This window comes from Peribacillus sp. FSL M8-0224 (assembly GCF_038003055.1).
In the GTDB taxonomy this organism is placed as follows: domain Bacteria; phylum Bacillota; class Bacilli; order Bacillales; family DSM-1321; genus Peribacillus; species Peribacillus frigoritolerans.
In genome coordinates, this window is sequence record NZ_JBBOOJ010000001.1 from 4,200,176 (window position 1) to 4,215,425 (window position 15,250).

General features: G+C 40.5%; 17 protein-coding genes. 6 read left to right on the forward strand and 11 right to left on the reverse strand.

Going from position 1 to position 15,250, the window contains the following annotated elements:
* Positions 1-13: 13 nt before the first annotated feature.
* On the forward strand, positions 14-442 hold the full coding sequence (locus MKX49_RS20215) for a MarR family winged helix-turn-helix transcriptional regulator (RefSeq protein WP_202312082.1): 429 nt from the start codon (positions 14-16) through the stop codon (positions 440-442).
* A gap of 47 nt (positions 443-489) precedes the next feature.
* Here the strand turns inward: MKX49_RS20215 and MKX49_RS20220 are convergent, their stop codons facing one another.
* Together MKX49_RS20220 and MKX49_RS20225 are read right to left on the reverse strand one after the other, a co-directional pair.
* Positions 490-1,845 (reverse strand): DHA2 family efflux MFS transporter permease subunit, encoded by a 1,356-nt coding sequence (locus MKX49_RS20220; protein ID WP_340878581.1) that lies wholly within the window; start codon positions 1,843-1,845, stop codon positions 490-492.
* 35 nt (positions 1,846-1,880) lie between these two features.
* Positions 1,881-2,441 (reverse strand): TetR/AcrR family transcriptional regulator, encoded by a 561-nt coding sequence (locus tag MKX49_RS20225; RefSeq protein ID WP_340877527.1) that lies wholly within the window; start codon positions 2,439-2,441, stop codon positions 1,881-1,883.
* A gap of 231 nt (positions 2,442-2,672) precedes the next feature.
* Between MKX49_RS20225 and MKX49_RS20230 the strand changes: the two genes are divergently transcribed.
* Entirely contained in the window at positions 2,673-3,005 is a 333-nt protein-coding gene (locus MKX49_RS20230) for a hypothetical protein (RefSeq protein ID WP_048681517.1), read from the forward strand.
* A complete protein-coding gene (locus tag MKX49_RS20235; RefSeq protein ID WP_340877528.1) occupies positions 2,992-3,642 on the forward strand; it encodes an O-methyltransferase in 651 nt (216 codons plus the stop codon). Before MKX49_RS20230 ends, MKX49_RS20235 begins: the two co-directional genes overlap by 14 nt.
* Before the next feature lie 257 nt (positions 3,643-3,899).
* Here the strand turns inward: MKX49_RS20235 and MKX49_RS20240 are convergent, their stop codons facing one another.
* The 6 genes from MKX49_RS20240 to MKX49_RS20265 all read right to left on the reverse strand — a co-directional run bounded on the left by MKX49_RS20240 (position 3,900) and on the right by MKX49_RS20265 (position 10,446).
* The gene (locus MKX49_RS20240; RefSeq protein ID WP_340877529.1) at positions 3,900-4,091 is read right to left on the reverse strand and encodes a hypothetical protein; all 192 of its coding nucleotides are present in this window, start codon (positions 4,089-4,091) and stop codon (positions 3,900-3,902) included.
* A 257-nt stretch (positions 4,092-4,348) separates the two neighbouring features.
* The gene (locus MKX49_RS20245; RefSeq protein ID WP_065421101.1) at positions 4,349-4,504 is read right to left on the reverse strand and encodes a DUF1540 domain-containing protein; all 156 of its coding nucleotides are present in this window, start codon (positions 4,502-4,504) and stop codon (positions 4,349-4,351) included.
* A gap of 143 nt (positions 4,505-4,647) precedes the next feature.
* Positions 4,648-6,441 carry a carbon starvation protein CstA gene (gene cstA / locus MKX49_RS20250; protein ID WP_048679266.1) on the reverse strand — a complete coding sequence of 598 codons (1,794 nt, stop codon included), beginning with the start codon at positions 6,439-6,441 and terminating at the stop codon, positions 4,648-4,650.
* 141 nt (positions 6,442-6,582) lie between these two features.
* Positions 6,583-7,329, reverse strand: coding sequence for a LytR/AlgR family response regulator transcription factor (locus MKX49_RS20255; protein WP_340877530.1), 747 nt, complete (start codon positions 7,327-7,329; stop codon positions 6,583-6,585).
* Positions 7,326-9,083, reverse strand: a complete 1,758-nt coding sequence (locus tag MKX49_RS20260) for a sensor histidine kinase (protein WP_340877531.1) — start codon at positions 9,081-9,083, stop codon at positions 7,326-7,328. The genes MKX49_RS20255 and MKX49_RS20260 overlap by 4 nt, the downstream gene beginning before the upstream one ends.
* A 271-nt stretch (positions 9,084-9,354) precedes the next feature.
* Entirely contained in the window at positions 9,355-10,446 is a 1,092-nt protein-coding gene (locus MKX49_RS20265) for a GerAB/ArcD/ProY family transporter (protein ID WP_340878582.1), read from the reverse strand.
* Between the two features lie 662 nt (positions 10,447-11,108).
* On the opposite strand from MKX49_RS20265, the gene MKX49_RS20270 reads away from it, so the two are divergent.
* From MKX49_RS20270 to MKX49_RS20280, 3 genes are all read left to right on the forward strand, one after another.
* Positions 11,109-11,798, forward strand: coding sequence for a response regulator transcription factor (locus MKX49_RS20270; RefSeq protein ID WP_340877532.1), 690 nt, complete (start codon positions 11,109-11,111; stop codon positions 11,796-11,798).
* 295 nt (positions 11,799-12,093) lie between these two features.
* Positions 12,094-12,414 carry a YbjQ family protein gene (locus MKX49_RS20275; RefSeq protein ID WP_034304199.1) on the forward strand — a complete coding sequence of 107 codons (321 nt, stop codon included), beginning with the start codon at positions 12,094-12,096 and terminating at the stop codon, positions 12,412-12,414.
* Positions 12,414-12,641, forward strand: coding sequence for a hypothetical protein (locus MKX49_RS20280; RefSeq protein ID WP_048683493.1), 228 nt, complete (start codon positions 12,414-12,416; stop codon positions 12,639-12,641). The genes MKX49_RS20275 and MKX49_RS20280 overlap by 1 nt, the downstream gene beginning before the upstream one ends.
* Before the next feature lie 64 nt (positions 12,642-12,705).
* On the opposite strand, the gene MKX49_RS20285 is transcribed toward MKX49_RS20280, so the two are convergent.
* The 3 genes from MKX49_RS20285 to MKX49_RS20295 all read right to left on the reverse strand — a co-directional run bounded on the left by MKX49_RS20285 (position 12,706) and on the right by MKX49_RS20295 (position 15,021).
* Positions 12,706-13,167: a carboxymuconolactone decarboxylase family protein gene (locus tag MKX49_RS20285; RefSeq protein ID WP_054399644.1), complete on the reverse strand. Its 462-nt coding sequence runs from the start codon at positions 13,165-13,167 to the stop codon at positions 12,706-12,708.
* An 86-nt stretch (positions 13,168-13,253) separates the two neighbouring features.
* Positions 13,254-14,123: an RNA polymerase sigma-70 factor gene (locus tag MKX49_RS20290; protein WP_340877533.1), complete on the reverse strand. Its 870-nt coding sequence runs from the start codon at positions 14,121-14,123 to the stop codon at positions 13,254-13,256.
* Between the two features lie 196 nt (positions 14,124-14,319).
* Complete coding sequence (locus MKX49_RS20295; protein WP_340877535.1) at positions 14,320-15,021, reverse strand: hypothetical protein; 702 nt, start codon at positions 15,019-15,021, stop codon at positions 14,320-14,322.
* Positions 15,022-15,250 lie beyond the last annotated feature (229 nt).

Below are 15,250 nucleotides of genomic sequence, written 5' to 3' on the forward strand. Positions count from 1 at the left end.
TGAGGTGACATTCATGCATCCCTCCACATCTAATAATGAGGAAAGACTAGGTTTAATGTTATGGTTCCGGATCACACGGATATATAACCAGAGTATCCGGGAATCCAATCAACATTTAAAGAAATGGAATCTATCGGCAGCCCAATTCGATATCTTGGTTCAAGTGGGTTCCCATGAACGATTGTCTCAGCAAGAACTGGCAAACAAGCTTTTTGTAACGAAAGGGAATATCACTCAACTATTAAGGAAAATGGAAGAGTTGGGATTGATTAAACGGGAGCAGGAATGGAAGACAAAATACCTGTCATTGACTGAGCAAGGTAAAGAGTTCTTTCATGAAGTCGTTCCAAAACAAGAGCATTTTCAGGCGTCACAGTTTGCCAACTTGAATGAGACGGAAAAACAGCAGCTTTTGGATTTACTAAGTAAAGTTCAAAAATAAGAAAAACAGATCACCCGTTTGAAAGGTGATCTGTTTTTTTATTTTTGTTACTTCGGTTTTTTCATGAACAATGAAAGCACCACATTCACGATGGCGAAAATCAAACTAATTTTAAATACAAGTGATGAACCAGAGGCAGCAGCTGCCGGTAAATCATTTGCCACATCAGTCAAGTAGCCATTTTGCTTCGCAGAGAATAGAGACACCATGACCGCTATGCCAATTGCCCCTGATACTTGTTGAGATGTTTGTGTAATCGCAATGCCATCCGGATAGAATTGTTTTGGCAAAGCATTCAATGTATTCGTTTGTACGGAAGCAAGTACCATGCCAATGCCAAGCATCATCACGATATGCGTAACAACCATGATCCATAGTGCTGTGTCCGTTCCATACATTGCATATAGCCCATAGCCAATGACGACCAGAATCGTCCCTGGTGTAATTACGGCACGTGGTCCATATTTATCGAATAGCCGGCCGATGATCGGGGCAAAAACACAGTTTAATAGACTGCCTGGCAGCATGATCAGCCCAGTGGCGAACGCAGATACCAATAGCGCCATTTGCATATACATGGGTAACACAACCAGCATCGATAACATATTAAGGAACGTAATCATGTTCATCGCAAGACCTAGCACAAATAACGGGTATTTGAATGGTTTTAAATTCAACATTGGGTTTTCCATCTTCGTTTGACGGATTGCAAAGAGAATCAGGGCGATCAATCCAACGATGATCATGCCAATTACCGTCATACTCGTCCAACCATGATCCCCGCCTACACTTACACCGTATACAACTCCACCAAAGCCAATCGTCGATAACACAACTGACAAGATATCGATTGATACTTTCCTGGTTTCATTGACATTCGGAATATAGATATAGCCGAAGATAAGCGAGAATAACAAGAATGGAATCGTAAACCAGAATATCCAAGGCCATGATAGCGTATCTAAAATCATCCCTGCCAATGTAGGACCGAATGTTGGACCCGCCAAGATGACTAAGCCCATCACACCCATTGCCCCGCCGCGTTTATTCGGTGGAAAAATCGTGAAAATGACACTTTGCGTCAATGGCAAAATGATCGCCAGTCCAGCTGCCTGAATGACACGGGCCGTCAATAACACGCTAAAAACCGGTGCTACTGCGGCGATGACCGTTCCGATGATCGAAAAGAATAAAGACGCCATGAACATTTGGCGTGTTGTGAATTTTTGCATTAAAATTCCTGTTACCGGCACTAAAATACCAAGCGTTAAAAAGTAGCCTGTTGCAAGCCACTGTATTGTCGTCGCATCCACGCCAAAAATGTGGCTCAATTCACCCAAGGCGATGTTCAATGCGGTTTCACTAAAAAGCCCAACAAAGCCTGCTACTAAAAGAGCAGCCATTATCGGTCCTGTTTTAATATGTTTATTATCCACTGTTAAAACTCCTTCAATATATTAGGTATCAATTGCGAAATTACTTTTAGCGGCTTTGCCGATGTTTCGGCCAAACAAAGCATCATTGCCCCTTCGATAGTGGCTGTCATCATCAATGCCATATTGGAAGCTGACTCTTTTGGGTATCCGTCTTCCAATAGCTTTTTAAAATAAATCCCTTGAATTTTCGCATAGAGATCGGCGCAAGCCTTTCGTACGGGATCACTTAATGTGGCCATTTCACTTACCATACTACTAAATGTGTAACCCGTAATCGTCCCTTCCCTTTCTAAATTGACGATCAGCTTTTCAATCATGGAATTTGTCGCTTCTAACGTTGTCGGATATCGTTCAAAAATATCCACGATATCCATCGTAATAACTTCATTCAAAGAATGAAGGCAAGCGATTAATAATTCCTCTTTTCCATTAGGAAAATGGTGATAAAGCGAACCTTTCGTAACATTGCATACTTTTAAGATTTCGCTTAGTCCAACACCTTTATATCCTTTTTGTTGGAAAAGAATCGTTGCATTGTCGATTATCAACGATTTTGTATCCATTTCCGTAGCACACCCCCGCCATACCAACCGGTCTATTTGTAACTATAGCAAAAAAAAATCTTTGAATGTAAGTACTTTTTTACCCCTCAAAATAACGAATTCACAATTTAGACAAACTTTTAATTTAATTTTTCTATTTGATTGCCATTTGACATTTTGTATACATACGTATACATTTAACATAAGAGAGAAAAATGTATACGTATGTATACACAGAAAGAGGTTGTTTACATGAGAAATGAAAAATCCAAAAAAGATGGACATCACAGAGGAAAAGACCATGCTGCACACCATCGTGGCCCAAAAACGTTTCGCCGCGGAAGAGCCATCGCTTTTTTAGACATGATGAACCTTAAACGTTCAACCATTAAGGAACAGTTAGATCAACCAGAATTTCAATCCATTCAGCAAATCTTAGTCGGTGAATTAAAAGCGATTGATATGTTAATCAACGAATTCATTCAATTATTTGAAATACAAGAAAATGAAGAAGCAGCCGAAAAGGGCAATGAAGAAAAGGAAACCTCCAATGAGAAAGGAATGGAAATGAATGAAACAAATTAACAGTTATATCGATTCATTATTTTATACTAAAGATGATCTTTTGGAAGAAGTCATTGCGTCCATACAAGAAAACGGAATGCCGTCCATTTCGGTATCTCCCTCATCTGGAAAACTTCTTACCATGCTTATATCCATTTCAGGAGCTAAAAATGTGTTGGAAATAGGCGCTCTTGGAGGCTATAGCGGGATTTGCCTTGCCAGGGGATTCGGCAGCGAAGGAAAATTAACCTCCCTTGAATTAAAGGAGGAATACGCAAAATTAGCTTATCGCAATCTAACCAAAGCTGGCTTTGGCGATCAAGTATACTATATGACCGGAGAAGCCCTGCAAAGCCTTGAAAAACTCGCTCGTGATAACAAGAAATTTGATTTCTTCTTTATAGATGCTGATAAGGACAATTATGAAAATTACCTGCAATATTGCATTAAACTCGCAGAGCCGGGTGCTTTAATCGTCATGGATAACGTACTTGCAAGGGGCAGTGTCGCAGATCCGGATGCTGAACCTAAACGTCACACTGCCTTTATGAAGTCATTCAATGAAACGGTGGCCAAACATCCTCAACTGGAATCCATGCTAATCCCAATCGGTGATGGACTGACCCTTTCAAAAGTAATCGATCAAACTCACGAGTAAATTGCTCAAACTCACGAGTAAACTGACCAAACTCACGAGTAAACGGCTCAAACTCACGAGTAAACTGCCCAAACTCACGAGTAAATTGCTCAAACACACGAGTAAATTGCTCAAACTCACGAGTAAACGGCGAATTCACGGGGTTATCGCACGAATTCTTGTGGATATCGATCAAATTTTTGATTTTATCGACCAAACTTGAGTTTATATCGCTCAAACAGGAGTTTAACGCTCAATCTCTCGAGTAATGTGCGAATTCACGAGTAAACCGCCAAACTCACGAGTAAATTGCTCAAACTCTCGAGTAAACTGCCCAAACTTACGAGTAAACGGCTCAAACTCACGAGTAAACGGCCTAAATTCACGAGTAAACGGCCTAAATTCACGAGTAAACGGCCTAAATTCACGAGTAAACCGCCTAAACTCACGAGTAAACCGCCCAAACTCACGAGTAAACCGCTTAAATTCACGAGTAAACTGCGAATTCACGGGGACATCGCACAAAATTCTCGATTTTATCGATCAAACTTTCGATTATATCCATCAAAATCACGAATATATCGCTCAAACTCACGATATTGTCACCCAAATATCCTTTTCATCCAAGAAAATTAAAATGAATTTCTATATTCTTGAATGAAAATGATTTTTATTATCAATAATAAAATGAAAGAAGGGTAACCAGTTGATGGTTACCCCCGATGTTTTAAATTTCTGGATCAAATGTTTTGCAATCCGTTTCTTTGCTATTTGATGCTTGCTTCCCTTTATGGCTGACAACATAAATAGCATCTGCACTGCATTTGTTTCCAGAATCCCAATATTTACAATTATTCACTTCACATAGAACATCTTTTGCCATCTTATCACACCTCCTCATTTGCTATCATTAACAAAGTTGGGGTTATTGATACTTTCCTTTTTCAGGTTTTGGTGTCTTAATTTTAATTGCGGGCGTCATGACGTACAAAAATCCGGGCAGTTTCCGCCCGGATTTTTGTATGCTTATGCGGATCTTTTCAATAGTTCTGCTTGAGGGATTTTCCAAAGCTCCCGCCATTTTTTCAAGGCGGCAACCAGGATGATCAAGCCTAGGATTAACATGGTGATCGATAATATTCCGTTCAAGATGCTGAATCCTGCAGAGTCCGGGTTCAGGTATACGTTTTTCACCATCCAGTACCCTGCTACATTGACTGTTACATATAAGTAGGCAAGGGGTACGAGGCATGTCCAGATATACCAGCGTTTGTCTGCGATTTTCAGTACGACGGTCGCACCGATGATGAGTCCAATCGAAGCCATGAGCTGGTTGGATACGCCAAAGAGTGCCCAGATCGAACCGATGTCCCCAGAGTAAAGCAAATATCCCCAGATAAAGCAGGCTAATGCGCTGGCGAAGATGTTCCCCGGCAGCCAGTCGACTCGTTTTAATGGTTTATAGAACTCCCCGAAGAAGTCCTGGATTAAGTAACGGGCAACACGTGTCCCTGAATCGATGGCAGTCAATATGAACACCGCCTCGAACATGATGACGAATTGGAAGAAAAATGATGCCAGTTTGTCAAAGAAGGGTATTTCGGTGAAAATATAGGTCATGCCGACAGCAAGTGTAACTGCCCCGCCTGTCCGTCCCTCCAGATTAATGCCGATTTCTTCACTGAGTTCGTCAAGGTGTACGGTTTCCATACCTAATGTTTGAAATACTTCAGGTGTGGAGTTAATCGCAAAATAATCTCCTGGCTGCAGTGAAACCGCAGCAATCAATGCCATGATGGCAACGACACATTCCACAAGCATCGCTCCGAAACCAACGGATTTGATATCACTCCAACGGTTTAACATTTTTGGAGTTGTGCCGGATCCGACAAATGCATGGAATCCTGAAATCGCGCCACAGGCGATGGTGATTGAAATGAATGGCCAAACCGGACCGGCTACAATCGGGCCCCCGCCATTAATGAATTCGGTAAACGCAGGAAACTGGATTTCTGGATTCACTACGAAAACGCCGATAATCAATGCGGCAAATACACCGATTTTCATAAATGTACTCAGGTAATCACGAGGTGCCAGCAGCAGCCAAACAGGCAAGGCGGCAGCGAAGAAAGCATAGATCGGCAAAATGATGGCAAGTGTGCTCGCCTCAAGTGTCAATAAGTCGCCAAATGCCGTTCCTTGTATGTTCGGCCCAAGTAAAATTGCGGCCATGATGAGCCCGAACCCGACGATGGTCGCCCCTTTCAGGTTGCCGGTTTTTTTATGGTAAAGCCCTACACCCATGGCGATCGGAATGGTGATCCCGACAGCGAACGTCCCCCATGGATTGTTTTCCAGAGCATGCAGAACGACCATTGAAAGTCCTGCCATCGTGATCGTGATGATAAAAAGCATCGCGAGTCCTGTACAGAAGCCTGCTACAGGTCCAAGTTCTTCTTTCGCAACTTCCGAAAGGGATTTGCCGTCTTTACGCATCGACGCGAAAAGCACGACGGCATCATGGACGGCTCCCCCGATTACAGCCCCGATCAGTAGCCATAATAAACTTGGCAAATACCCGAATTGTGCAGCAAGGATGGGTCCCACCAAAGGACCAGCCGCTGCAATGGCTGCAAAATGGTGGCCGAATGCCACCCATTTATTTGTTGGAACATAATCTTTTCCATCTTCTAATTTATGGGCCGGAGTCGGCTTGGAATCATCAAGTTTTAATACTTTAAGTGCTATGAATGTCCCGTATAAACGGTAGGCAATCATTAATATACAAATGGAGCCTATGACAATTGTAACCGCATTCATATTTGAACCCCCTCTATTACTTACATCGTAAAAAAATGATATCACAATGAAAGCGAATTCAATGGGTTTTCAAGTTATAATGCAGATATCGAGGGATGGACTGCATTATGATGAAGCTAAAATGCAGAATTATGAAAATTTTTAAAAACCGATCAGCTGCTTTAGCTCCTTCACATACGTCCGGCTTACCGGGATGTTTGACCCGTCACTCATAATGAGATTATAAGTCGAGTTGAACCAAGGCTGTATTTCGGATATATGGATGACATTCACGATAAAACTGCGATGCACCCGTAAAAATGAGCGCTTATCGAGCTTCTTTTCAAGCACGATGAGAGGGTCGCCGATTTTATATTCATTTTCCCCGGTTTTAATGACCGTCTTCCCTTCCACGAGTCCTATGAACAAAATATGATCCCGGTCGATCAAAACGATCCGATCATCTATCACCACAGCCAACTTACCTGTCTGTTCCACCGCCATTCGGCTGGCGGGAGCTGCTGTTCCGGATTCGTCTTTCCCGATTTGACGCTGCTTCATGAGCTTATCCAATGTTTGACGTATCCTTTTTTCATTAAAGGGCTTTAATAAATAATCAAATGCATATAACTCGAAGGCTTGGAGGGCAAACTCATCATAAGCGGTCGCAAAAATGAGCGAAGGTGCGGGGTCAAGTTCCGCCAATTGCTTAGCCAACTGCAAACCATTGCCATCTGCAAGCTCAATATCCAAAAAGAAAAGCTCCGGTTTAAGGCGAGAGATATCCCTCATGGCATCTTCTATCCCCTCGGCCTCACCCACGACTTCAACTTGCCTGCTTCTCTTCAATAGATATTTCAATTCATCTCTAGCCAGTGGTTCATCCTCTACGATAAATGCTTTCATCATCGTTGCCATACTCCTTTCTCGTTGAGTGGTATTGATATGTTCACTTTGGTTCCGTGTCCCGCTTCACTTTCGATCGAGAGGCTGGCCTGACCTTTATAGATCCCTTCCAGCCGTTCACTGATATTATGAAGGGCCGTTCCTGTTCCCTTGGCCGATTCAACAGCATGCTTGCCCAATTCATCTATTCTCCCGCCCGGAATCCCTTTTCCGTCATCCTCCACAACAATGTGCATCGCATCGTCTTTAAAGTATGCGCGGATGATGATTTGACCTTTGTTTTTCACATGTGGAAAGGCATGGTGTACCGCATTCTCAACAAGTGGCTGCAATGTGAATGGAGGGATGAGAACTTCCTTAAGCCTTGGCTCAATTCGATAATCGATATGATATTTATCTGGAAAACGCGCCTGCTCCAGTGATAAATATGCGTTAACATGCTCTAATTCCTTTTCTAGCGGCACCAGTATTTGGCGGGCACCTTGTAAATTAGAGCGAAAGAAGGAACTGAGCTCCTGCAATAAACTTCTTGCCTTCTCGACATCCGTCCGGCATAGAACGGATATCGTATTGATTGCATTGAATAAAAAATGAGGATGGACCTGTGCCTGCAATGCTTTAATTTCAGCATCTTTCAATAATTTCGTTTGCATTTCCGCTTTTGCCAGTTCCAATTGAGTGGAAAATAGCTTGGCCAATCCTTCAGCTAACTCTTGTTCCACTTGGCTTAATTTATCCGGATGCTTGAAATACATCTTCAAAGTCCCGACCGTTTTCTGTTGGACCTGCAACGGCAGGACTACGGCCGCTTGCAATGGACATTGTTCATGAAAGCAATAAATGTCCTTTTTTGTTTTGGCCACGATGATTTTCCCTTGTTCAAGGGCTTGTTTCGTTAAGCCTGTCGCTATCCCCACCTTAGGGACATGGTGATCTGACGCAGCACCAACATGGGCAAGCACGCTATGTTCATTGGTAATGGCCACGGCATCGGCTTCAGTCAGCCCCAAGATGATTTGGGCTATTCTCTTGCATGAAGTTTGATTCAGACCTTGCCGGAAAAAGGGCAAAGTCTGATCCGCAATCAGGAACGCAAGATTGGTTTGTACGGCCCGAGTCCGTGCTTCGTCCCTTGTGATCGATTGAATGATGAGCATGAAAAGTAAAGTCCCGAATCCATTGATGATGATCATGGGAATCCCGATTACTTGTACGAGCTCCCATGCCCTTTCAAAGGGGTTGGCCGTTACCAGGATGATGCCCATTTGGATCGCTTCCAATGCCATGCAAATGGGAAGGGCAAACCAAGGGGTGATCGTCCCATGCTTTCGCCGCCTTTTCCCCAAAAGACCCGATAAAACCCCAGCCAAAATCGCAGCGATCGCACAAGCCCCCGCCGTAAAGCCCCCGAGAAAATAACGGTGAAGCCCCGCAATCAAACCTACTCCCAACCCAACAAAGGGTCCTCCCAGCAGACCGCCGATAGCCACGCCCATAATTCTTGTGTTGGCAATCGCGTTATCGGGAGCAATCTCAGCATGCCAATCACCATCCGGCATGGCATGAGTTCCGATTTCGATTCCTGTATAGTTACTTATGATGCCGAATGTTCCAAAAAGTGCGATAAACATGATTTTCTTCGACATTTCATGTTCATGGCCTATCATTTGCCGAAAGGGTTTCATATAAGAAAGCAGGAAGGCAGCAATCACGATAATCCCCACTTTTTCAAACAGCGACGGTAATAAATCAACCAAAGCATTCACCCCATTTCTGGCTTTTTCATTTATCTTACACCAGCCATGAAATCCTTGTCGAATTTTGTTTTTACGATTCCAAGAACATGGAAAAAATGAGGGACCATATCGGAGAAAAAGCTAGATTCTATCTAAAAAAAAGCCTATAGATACCAAGGCTTTTTCAATAGAAAGAAATCATTTTTTTCCGAGTCGTTTATCGCGGAATCGGACATCAGGGACCAGAGGCAGTAATTGAATTATTTATTAACATCCTTTGGCCGCCTTTGAATCAGAACGCTTTTTTTTTCAATATTCCGATCACCAACAATAACACCGGGAGAAGAAAACAAATGGTTAAGGAAAAGGGCGTCCATGCTTTTACAGTAAAGTTTTGACTATGTACTGTATTTGGATGTGTAATGATGGAGAAGGCAAAAATTAAAAATGCTAATGGGAAATGAAGAAGTTTGTGATTTTTCAATCCCAAAACTTGAGCTAACCCGAGAGACAGTCCATAATAACAAATCGTTAGCTTGAAATACACGGATAGAATCCAAATGAAGGCTACAGTGACTTCAATACGCTCCAAAAAATCACCAATACTCATCCTCTTTCCCAATCTATAAGAAGGATGGTTTTGCAGTGCGGTTATATCAATACCCAATACGAGGATAGAGAAAATAATTACTAATAATAGAACGAAGCCTCCCAATAATGTTCCTCGATAAAAGTTCTTTTTCATTTTAGCCTTTTCATTTACATAGGGCATGATCATTAAAAAGAAAACGAGCTGTACATACGGGAGCGCTAAAGTGTGATAGGAGCCCTTAATAATTGGTTTCATGCCTTCTTCAAAAATAGGTTGAATATGTTCTACTTTGATTTCAGGGATAAGAAGTAAAAATAACATGAAAAGCATAAAGACAATCCAAGGAAAAAAGATTATTGCAGTTCGACTGATGACTTCCAATCCTAATCGTACACCGATTATGCATGTCAATAAAAAAAGAATCATAATCATTTCAATAGGTGTTCCAACCAAAATTTGCGTCGTTGAAAAACTTCCAATTTCATACAATAAAGCGGATAAAAGGTACAAAATATAAAAAAGAAAGAGCAGTGCCGAAACTTTCCCAACCCATTTTCCCAATATTTTTTCATTAACTTCGACATAAGTCTTAGAAGGATAAATCGAGGCTAATTTATTATATAAGAAAACAAAACACAAACTGACGAGAGTAGTTATTATATAGGAAATCCAGGCATCCTGCTTTGCTAAATGGACAAGCAGCGCAGGTACATTGAGTATCGAACCTCCTATTGTAAAAATGATGACCAATATAAGAAATTCTCCTGAGCTAATTTTGCCTTTCTCGAGCATAATCAATAAATCCCCCCTAAGACAGAATCCGTTCCATGAAAGATGTGAAGGGATTATAAATGTTTGTTATCCAGTCTAAGGGATTAGGAATGGTAACATCTTTAATTAATAAAATGCTCAACGTCATACCAACTAAAAGCAATAGAATAAAGACGGAGATTTCCCTCCAGCATTTATTTTTAAAAAGTTGAGGTATTTCAAAATATGAAATAATTGCTCCAGTAAACACGGTTCCAATGATTGCCCACATAGATCTTTACTCCTCGACTTCTTTTTGAAAGGATTCTGTCCTAAATGGCGAATCCTTTAACGGTTACATTCACTTCCGAATGCATATCCACCTTCTGTTTCATTCCCAAGGCAGTAACAATGGCAAGTTCATTCAACTCATTGCTTCAACACCCGGGCAGACATAAGAACGTTACGGTTATGTTTTCACCTTGGATGGAAATATATCCATTTAAATGAAATAACTTGTCATGAATTCCTTAAAGCTTCTGTACCGCTTACTTCTGCTCTACCTGATTGGAAGGTTTATGATGGTATCATTTCTGAAATAGCAATTGTCATTTTTGGAACCCTTCACACCCAAAAATAGTTTATTGTTAAACGAGGAAAGTAAACAGGTTATTTCATTTTAGGAACGAGTATGAGGTATGAATATGGAATTGAGAAATCAAATCATTTATATCAGTAAAAAAGTATTGAATAGTATTAAGAATTTCGAATTTAATTTTGAAACTACTATATTTATCTTTGATAAAGAGCTAAATGTTTTATACGCCAAAAGTAATGATGAAAATCAAGATTTATGTAAACTGGTTATAGAAGAATCTGTTGAAAATAATGCATTTATTTTAAGTTCATTGCAAAATACTACTGTAAAAACTAAAAATAAAATTTCCGGAAAGGATTTTAGTGTCATATCTTCCCCGTTCCATGAAAATAAAAATAAGGAATTGCAAGGCTATGTAGGTATATTCACAACGGATGATAGTGAAAATTTCAAAATGATTTCTGAAATGCTCGCTAATCAAATCTCCTACGAATTACATGTGTACCGTGAGAAAATATCAATTGAAGAAATAATAAAAACAGATAGATCATCTTTATTCACCAGGGAACCGCAACATAAAGTTGATTTGCGGATCATCCAGAATATAACGCAAGGTCTCAAAGATAAAGAAATAGCTGATAATCTGAATATTAGTGTTTCTACAGTTCGTAACCATATAAATAAATTGTTTGAAAAATTAGACGTGGCCTCCAGATCACAATTAATCAGCTTGCATTATGAAAATAAATTGCATGAAATTCTTCATGAAGTGAAGATGGAAAACCGCAATTTATAGTACTTATAGAAATAAAAAGCCAATGAGCATCATAAATCTACACATATAACAATCAAAAAACAGCAGTAAAAACACTGATGAATTTAATCCCATTTCTTTTCTGCGAAATGGGATTTTTTATGCTTACCCGAAATATGTTATCTATTGTATAAGAGGGATAAAGCTTATATTATGTTAAAATTTAAAGGGATGTTTAAACTTCATGCGAACTTGGATCATTTGTTTATGCTTTCAGTTCAGGAAAATTTCATGAGTAGTTTTAAATAATAAAGTAAATAAGTCGGAGGCGATTAATGTGTTGGTAGTTACCACAGAAAAGATTGAAGGGTACAAAATTGTAGAGGTAAAAGGGCCTGCCTTCGGTCTAATTGTTAGAAGCAGAGGGATTGGCGGCGATATCATGGCAGGGTTAAAATCCCTGGTAGGCGGAGAAATCAAGCAATATACAGCGATGCTTGAAGATTCAAGAAAAGAAGCTATGGACCGTATGATAAAAAATGCCAATGAAATGGGTGCAAACGCAATTATTATGATGAGATATGATTCTGGTGAAATCGGTACGAATATGAGCGAAATTGTTGCATATGGAACCGCCGTCATTGTGGAGAAAATATAATGAAATTCATCATAGGGTACTATATATTACAAATTATTATAGTTATCTTATGCATTTTACTTGGATACTTTATCTATGATAAACGGTTTAAACGCAATCACGGTGTAAAAATTCCTGATGGATTTCAATCGACAGATGAAATAAATATAGACCCCGTGACAGGAGAAAAAACAAGGGTGTATTATAATCCTGATACGGGTGAACGCTTTTATAAAAAAGAAAAATAGTTAAAAAGCCACGATTTTTACAATTAAAACCCCTTGTAACCATACAAGGGGTTTGATAACGACATTATTTTTCCATTACAGGCTTATAGTGCCCAGGTATGTTTTGGGCTGAAATGGCCAATCGGTTCCAGCCGTTGATGGTGATGATTATGGTAACGAGATCGATATATTGTTTTTCATCAAAATGAAGGCGGACCCTCTCATACAGTTCATCAGGTACACCGTTGGCAGAAATGGCCGTGACCGCTTCCGTCAATTCCAGCGCTGCCCTTTCCGAATCAGAATAGAATGGTGTTTCACGCCAAGCACTCAAACAGTAAATTCTTTGTTCCGTTTCACCCATTGCCCGGGCATCCTTTGTATGCATATCCAAGCAGTACGCACAGCCGTTGATTTGAGACGCGCGAATTTTAATCAATTCGATTAATGCGCTATCGATTTCCGTTGTTTTCTTGTACTCCTCCAAACCCATCATTAATTTGACCACTTCACGATTTGTCTTCATGTAGTTAATCCGTTGTTCCATGTCAATCTCCTCCATTAAATCTTTTTAGGTTCCACTTATAAGACAAAATAGAGGTTTGATTTGTGACATCCCCAAAAAAAGACCCCTCAATCTATCACAGGAATATGATTTAATTTATCGGGATTGGTAACAATGAAGATTTTGCGGATATTTTTTTGTTTTGGATCTAATTCAAAGCAGATGACTTTGGTAGGCTTTCCTTCTTTCATTTGCAAAATTCCTTCCTGGCCATTGACCATCACCGGAAGAAGTTCTCCTATGAAGCCCCCTTTAGCAGAAACGCCTTTAAGAAAGGCGGTTACGCGCTGTCTGGTTACAATTGGGTTTAATGCAGAAAGCACTTTACCTCCGCCGTCAGTAACAAGGACAACATCTTCTGTAAGAAGATCCAAAAACTCCTCAAAGTTTCCTGTCGCAGATGCTTTTATGAATTTTTTTGCCAACAGATCGACATGTTTCGTATCCTCCGGATGGACGGGCCTATCATTCTGTAATTTCCGCTTAGCCCGGCTGTAGATCTTTCTGCAGTTCACTTCATTCTTTTCCAGCATCTCGGCGATATCTTCATAGCTGTAAGTGAATGCTTCCCTAAGTACGAAAACCGCTCTTTCAACAGGTGAAAGCTGTTCCAGCAAAACGAGGAAGGCATATGCAACCGTTTCATCCGTTACGACCTTATCTAGAGGCTGATCTGTTTCGTTTACCCGAGGTTCTGGCAGCCAAGGACCTGTGTAAACCTCTCTTCTCTTACGGGCTGATTTCAAGTAATTCAGACAGCGGTTTGTCGTCATTTTCGCAAGATATGCTTTTATGTCCTTAATTTCGTCGGTATCAAGCTTAAGCTGCAGGAATAAATCATGAACGATATCTTCTGCATCGGTAACCGATCCGAGCATCCGGTATGCGATGGAAAAAAGAAAAGGTCGATATGTCTTATATAATGAATCCAACTCCACTTGCTTCACCTATTTTCTATCAAATTCGTTTTCGAAATCCTATCACTAATTATTCTCTAACCCAATCATTTCTCCTTCAGCAGTCCATCCTATAATTCAAACAACTTAAAAAGAGCAGCAAAAGAGCTGCTCTCAGACTGCAGACAAACTAGCTCCCTCTGTTAAAATGGTGTACCCAATTTCGGATACTCATTTATCAAGGTGCTTCATACCATACGATATCATCAAACATTTTTACAACCCGCGGTATGAAGCCTTCTTCATATTCTTCCGGGTATTGAACGATCGCATAGTAAACGCGGTCGCCATGTTGAAAAACCGACACTGTACCCAATATGGAATAATTACTGCCCTTCTGGCTAATGTCAAATTCCACCTCAGACCAATCAAATCGGTTAGGCGAATTATCAGATCGCTGTTTTATCTCAAAGCCGTTGCTTATCACAACTTCCCTCGCAAACTCCGCCTGTTCTTCTATTGTCGCATTCGTACCCTCACTTTTGGAAAAAATCTGAACTTTGGCATTCTCATTTCTCTTTCCTGCAAAATTTGCAAAAACAATCATTCCATCTCCTTCACCAGAACTAGCCTCTTCAACGACCATGTCATCCACGATGTAGGTTGAGAATCCCAATGCCTGACTGTGATGAAGCGTGAATTGGAATGGTTCTTCCATACCTTCTAATATGATCGTATCCGTTTTCGTATTTGGCAGATCTTTTGCCGGATCATCGACCGATTCACCTGGAGGATCTTCTTGCCCGTCGGTTTGCTTAGGATTATCACTTGGCTTTTCTGAAATTGGCGGAGATTCCTCATTTCCCTCCTGGACTTCTTTACAAGCACTAAGTCCTGTTACCAAAAAAACGGCTGCCAAAATCAACAATATCTTTTTCATTGGAACCCTCTTTTCTTGTGTTTTAACAAATTATTATACGGTCCCATATGGAAAAAAGTTACACTATGCTTCATTGAAATATCAGACTTTATCGACTAAAAAGATTGATACTCCACTCGTTCCGAAAAGAAAATATGAGATTGATTCACTTTGATGCGTCTATATCTTTATTTAACTAAACTATTCGATAGATAGTTTGAATAGGGAGTGCTTGAATGTATGATAATGT

Excerpts from the sequence above, each read along its gene's own strand:
- MKX49_RS20285 (WP_054399644.1), bottom strand. The coding sequence starts at position 13,167 with ATGGAACAACGGATTAACTACATGAAGACAAATCGTGAAGTGGTCAAA.
- cstA (WP_048679266.1), bottom strand. The coding sequence starts at position 6,441 with ATGAATGCGGTTACAATTGTCATAGGCTCCATTTGTATATTAATGATT.
- MKX49_RS20230 (WP_048681517.1), top strand. The coding sequence starts at position 2,673 with ATGAGAAATGAAAAATCCAAAAAAGATGGACATCACAGAGGAAAAGAC.
- MKX49_RS20225 (WP_340877527.1), bottom strand. The coding sequence starts at position 2,441 with ATGGATACAAAATCGTTGATAATCGACAATGCAACGATTCTTTTCCAA.
- MKX49_RS20215 (WP_202312082.1), top strand. The coding sequence starts at position 14 with ATGCATCCCTCCACATCTAATAATGAGGAAAGACTAGGTTTAATGTTA.
- MKX49_RS20235 (WP_340877528.1), top strand. The coding sequence starts at position 2,992 with ATGAAACAAATTAACAGTTATATCGATTCATTATTTTATACTAAAGAT.
- MKX49_RS20280 (WP_048683493.1), top strand. The coding sequence starts at position 12,414 with ATGAAATTCATCATAGGGTACTATATATTACAAATTATTATAGTTATC.
- MKX49_RS20255 (WP_340877530.1), bottom strand. The coding sequence starts at position 7,329 with ATGATGAAAGCATTTATCGTAGAGGATGAACCACTGGCTAGAGATGAA.
- MKX49_RS20245 (WP_065421101.1), bottom strand. The coding sequence starts at position 4,504 with ATGGCAAAAGATGTTCTATGTGAAGTGAATAATTGTAAATATTGGGAT.
- MKX49_RS20265 (WP_340878582.1), bottom strand. The coding sequence starts at position 10,446 with ATGCTCGAGAAAGGCAAAATTAGCTCAGGAGAATTTCTTATATTGGTC.
- MKX49_RS20270 (WP_340877532.1), top strand. The coding sequence starts at position 11,109 with ATGGAATTGAGAAATCAAATCATTTATATCAGTAAAAAAGTATTGAAT.
- MKX49_RS20295 (WP_340877535.1), bottom strand. The coding sequence starts at position 15,021 with ATGAAAAAGATATTGTTGATTTTGGCAGCCGTTTTTTTGGTAACAGGA.
- MKX49_RS20220 (WP_340878581.1), bottom strand. The coding sequence starts at position 1,845 with ATGGCTGCTCTTTTAGTAGCAGGCTTTGTTGGGCTTTTTAGTGAAACC.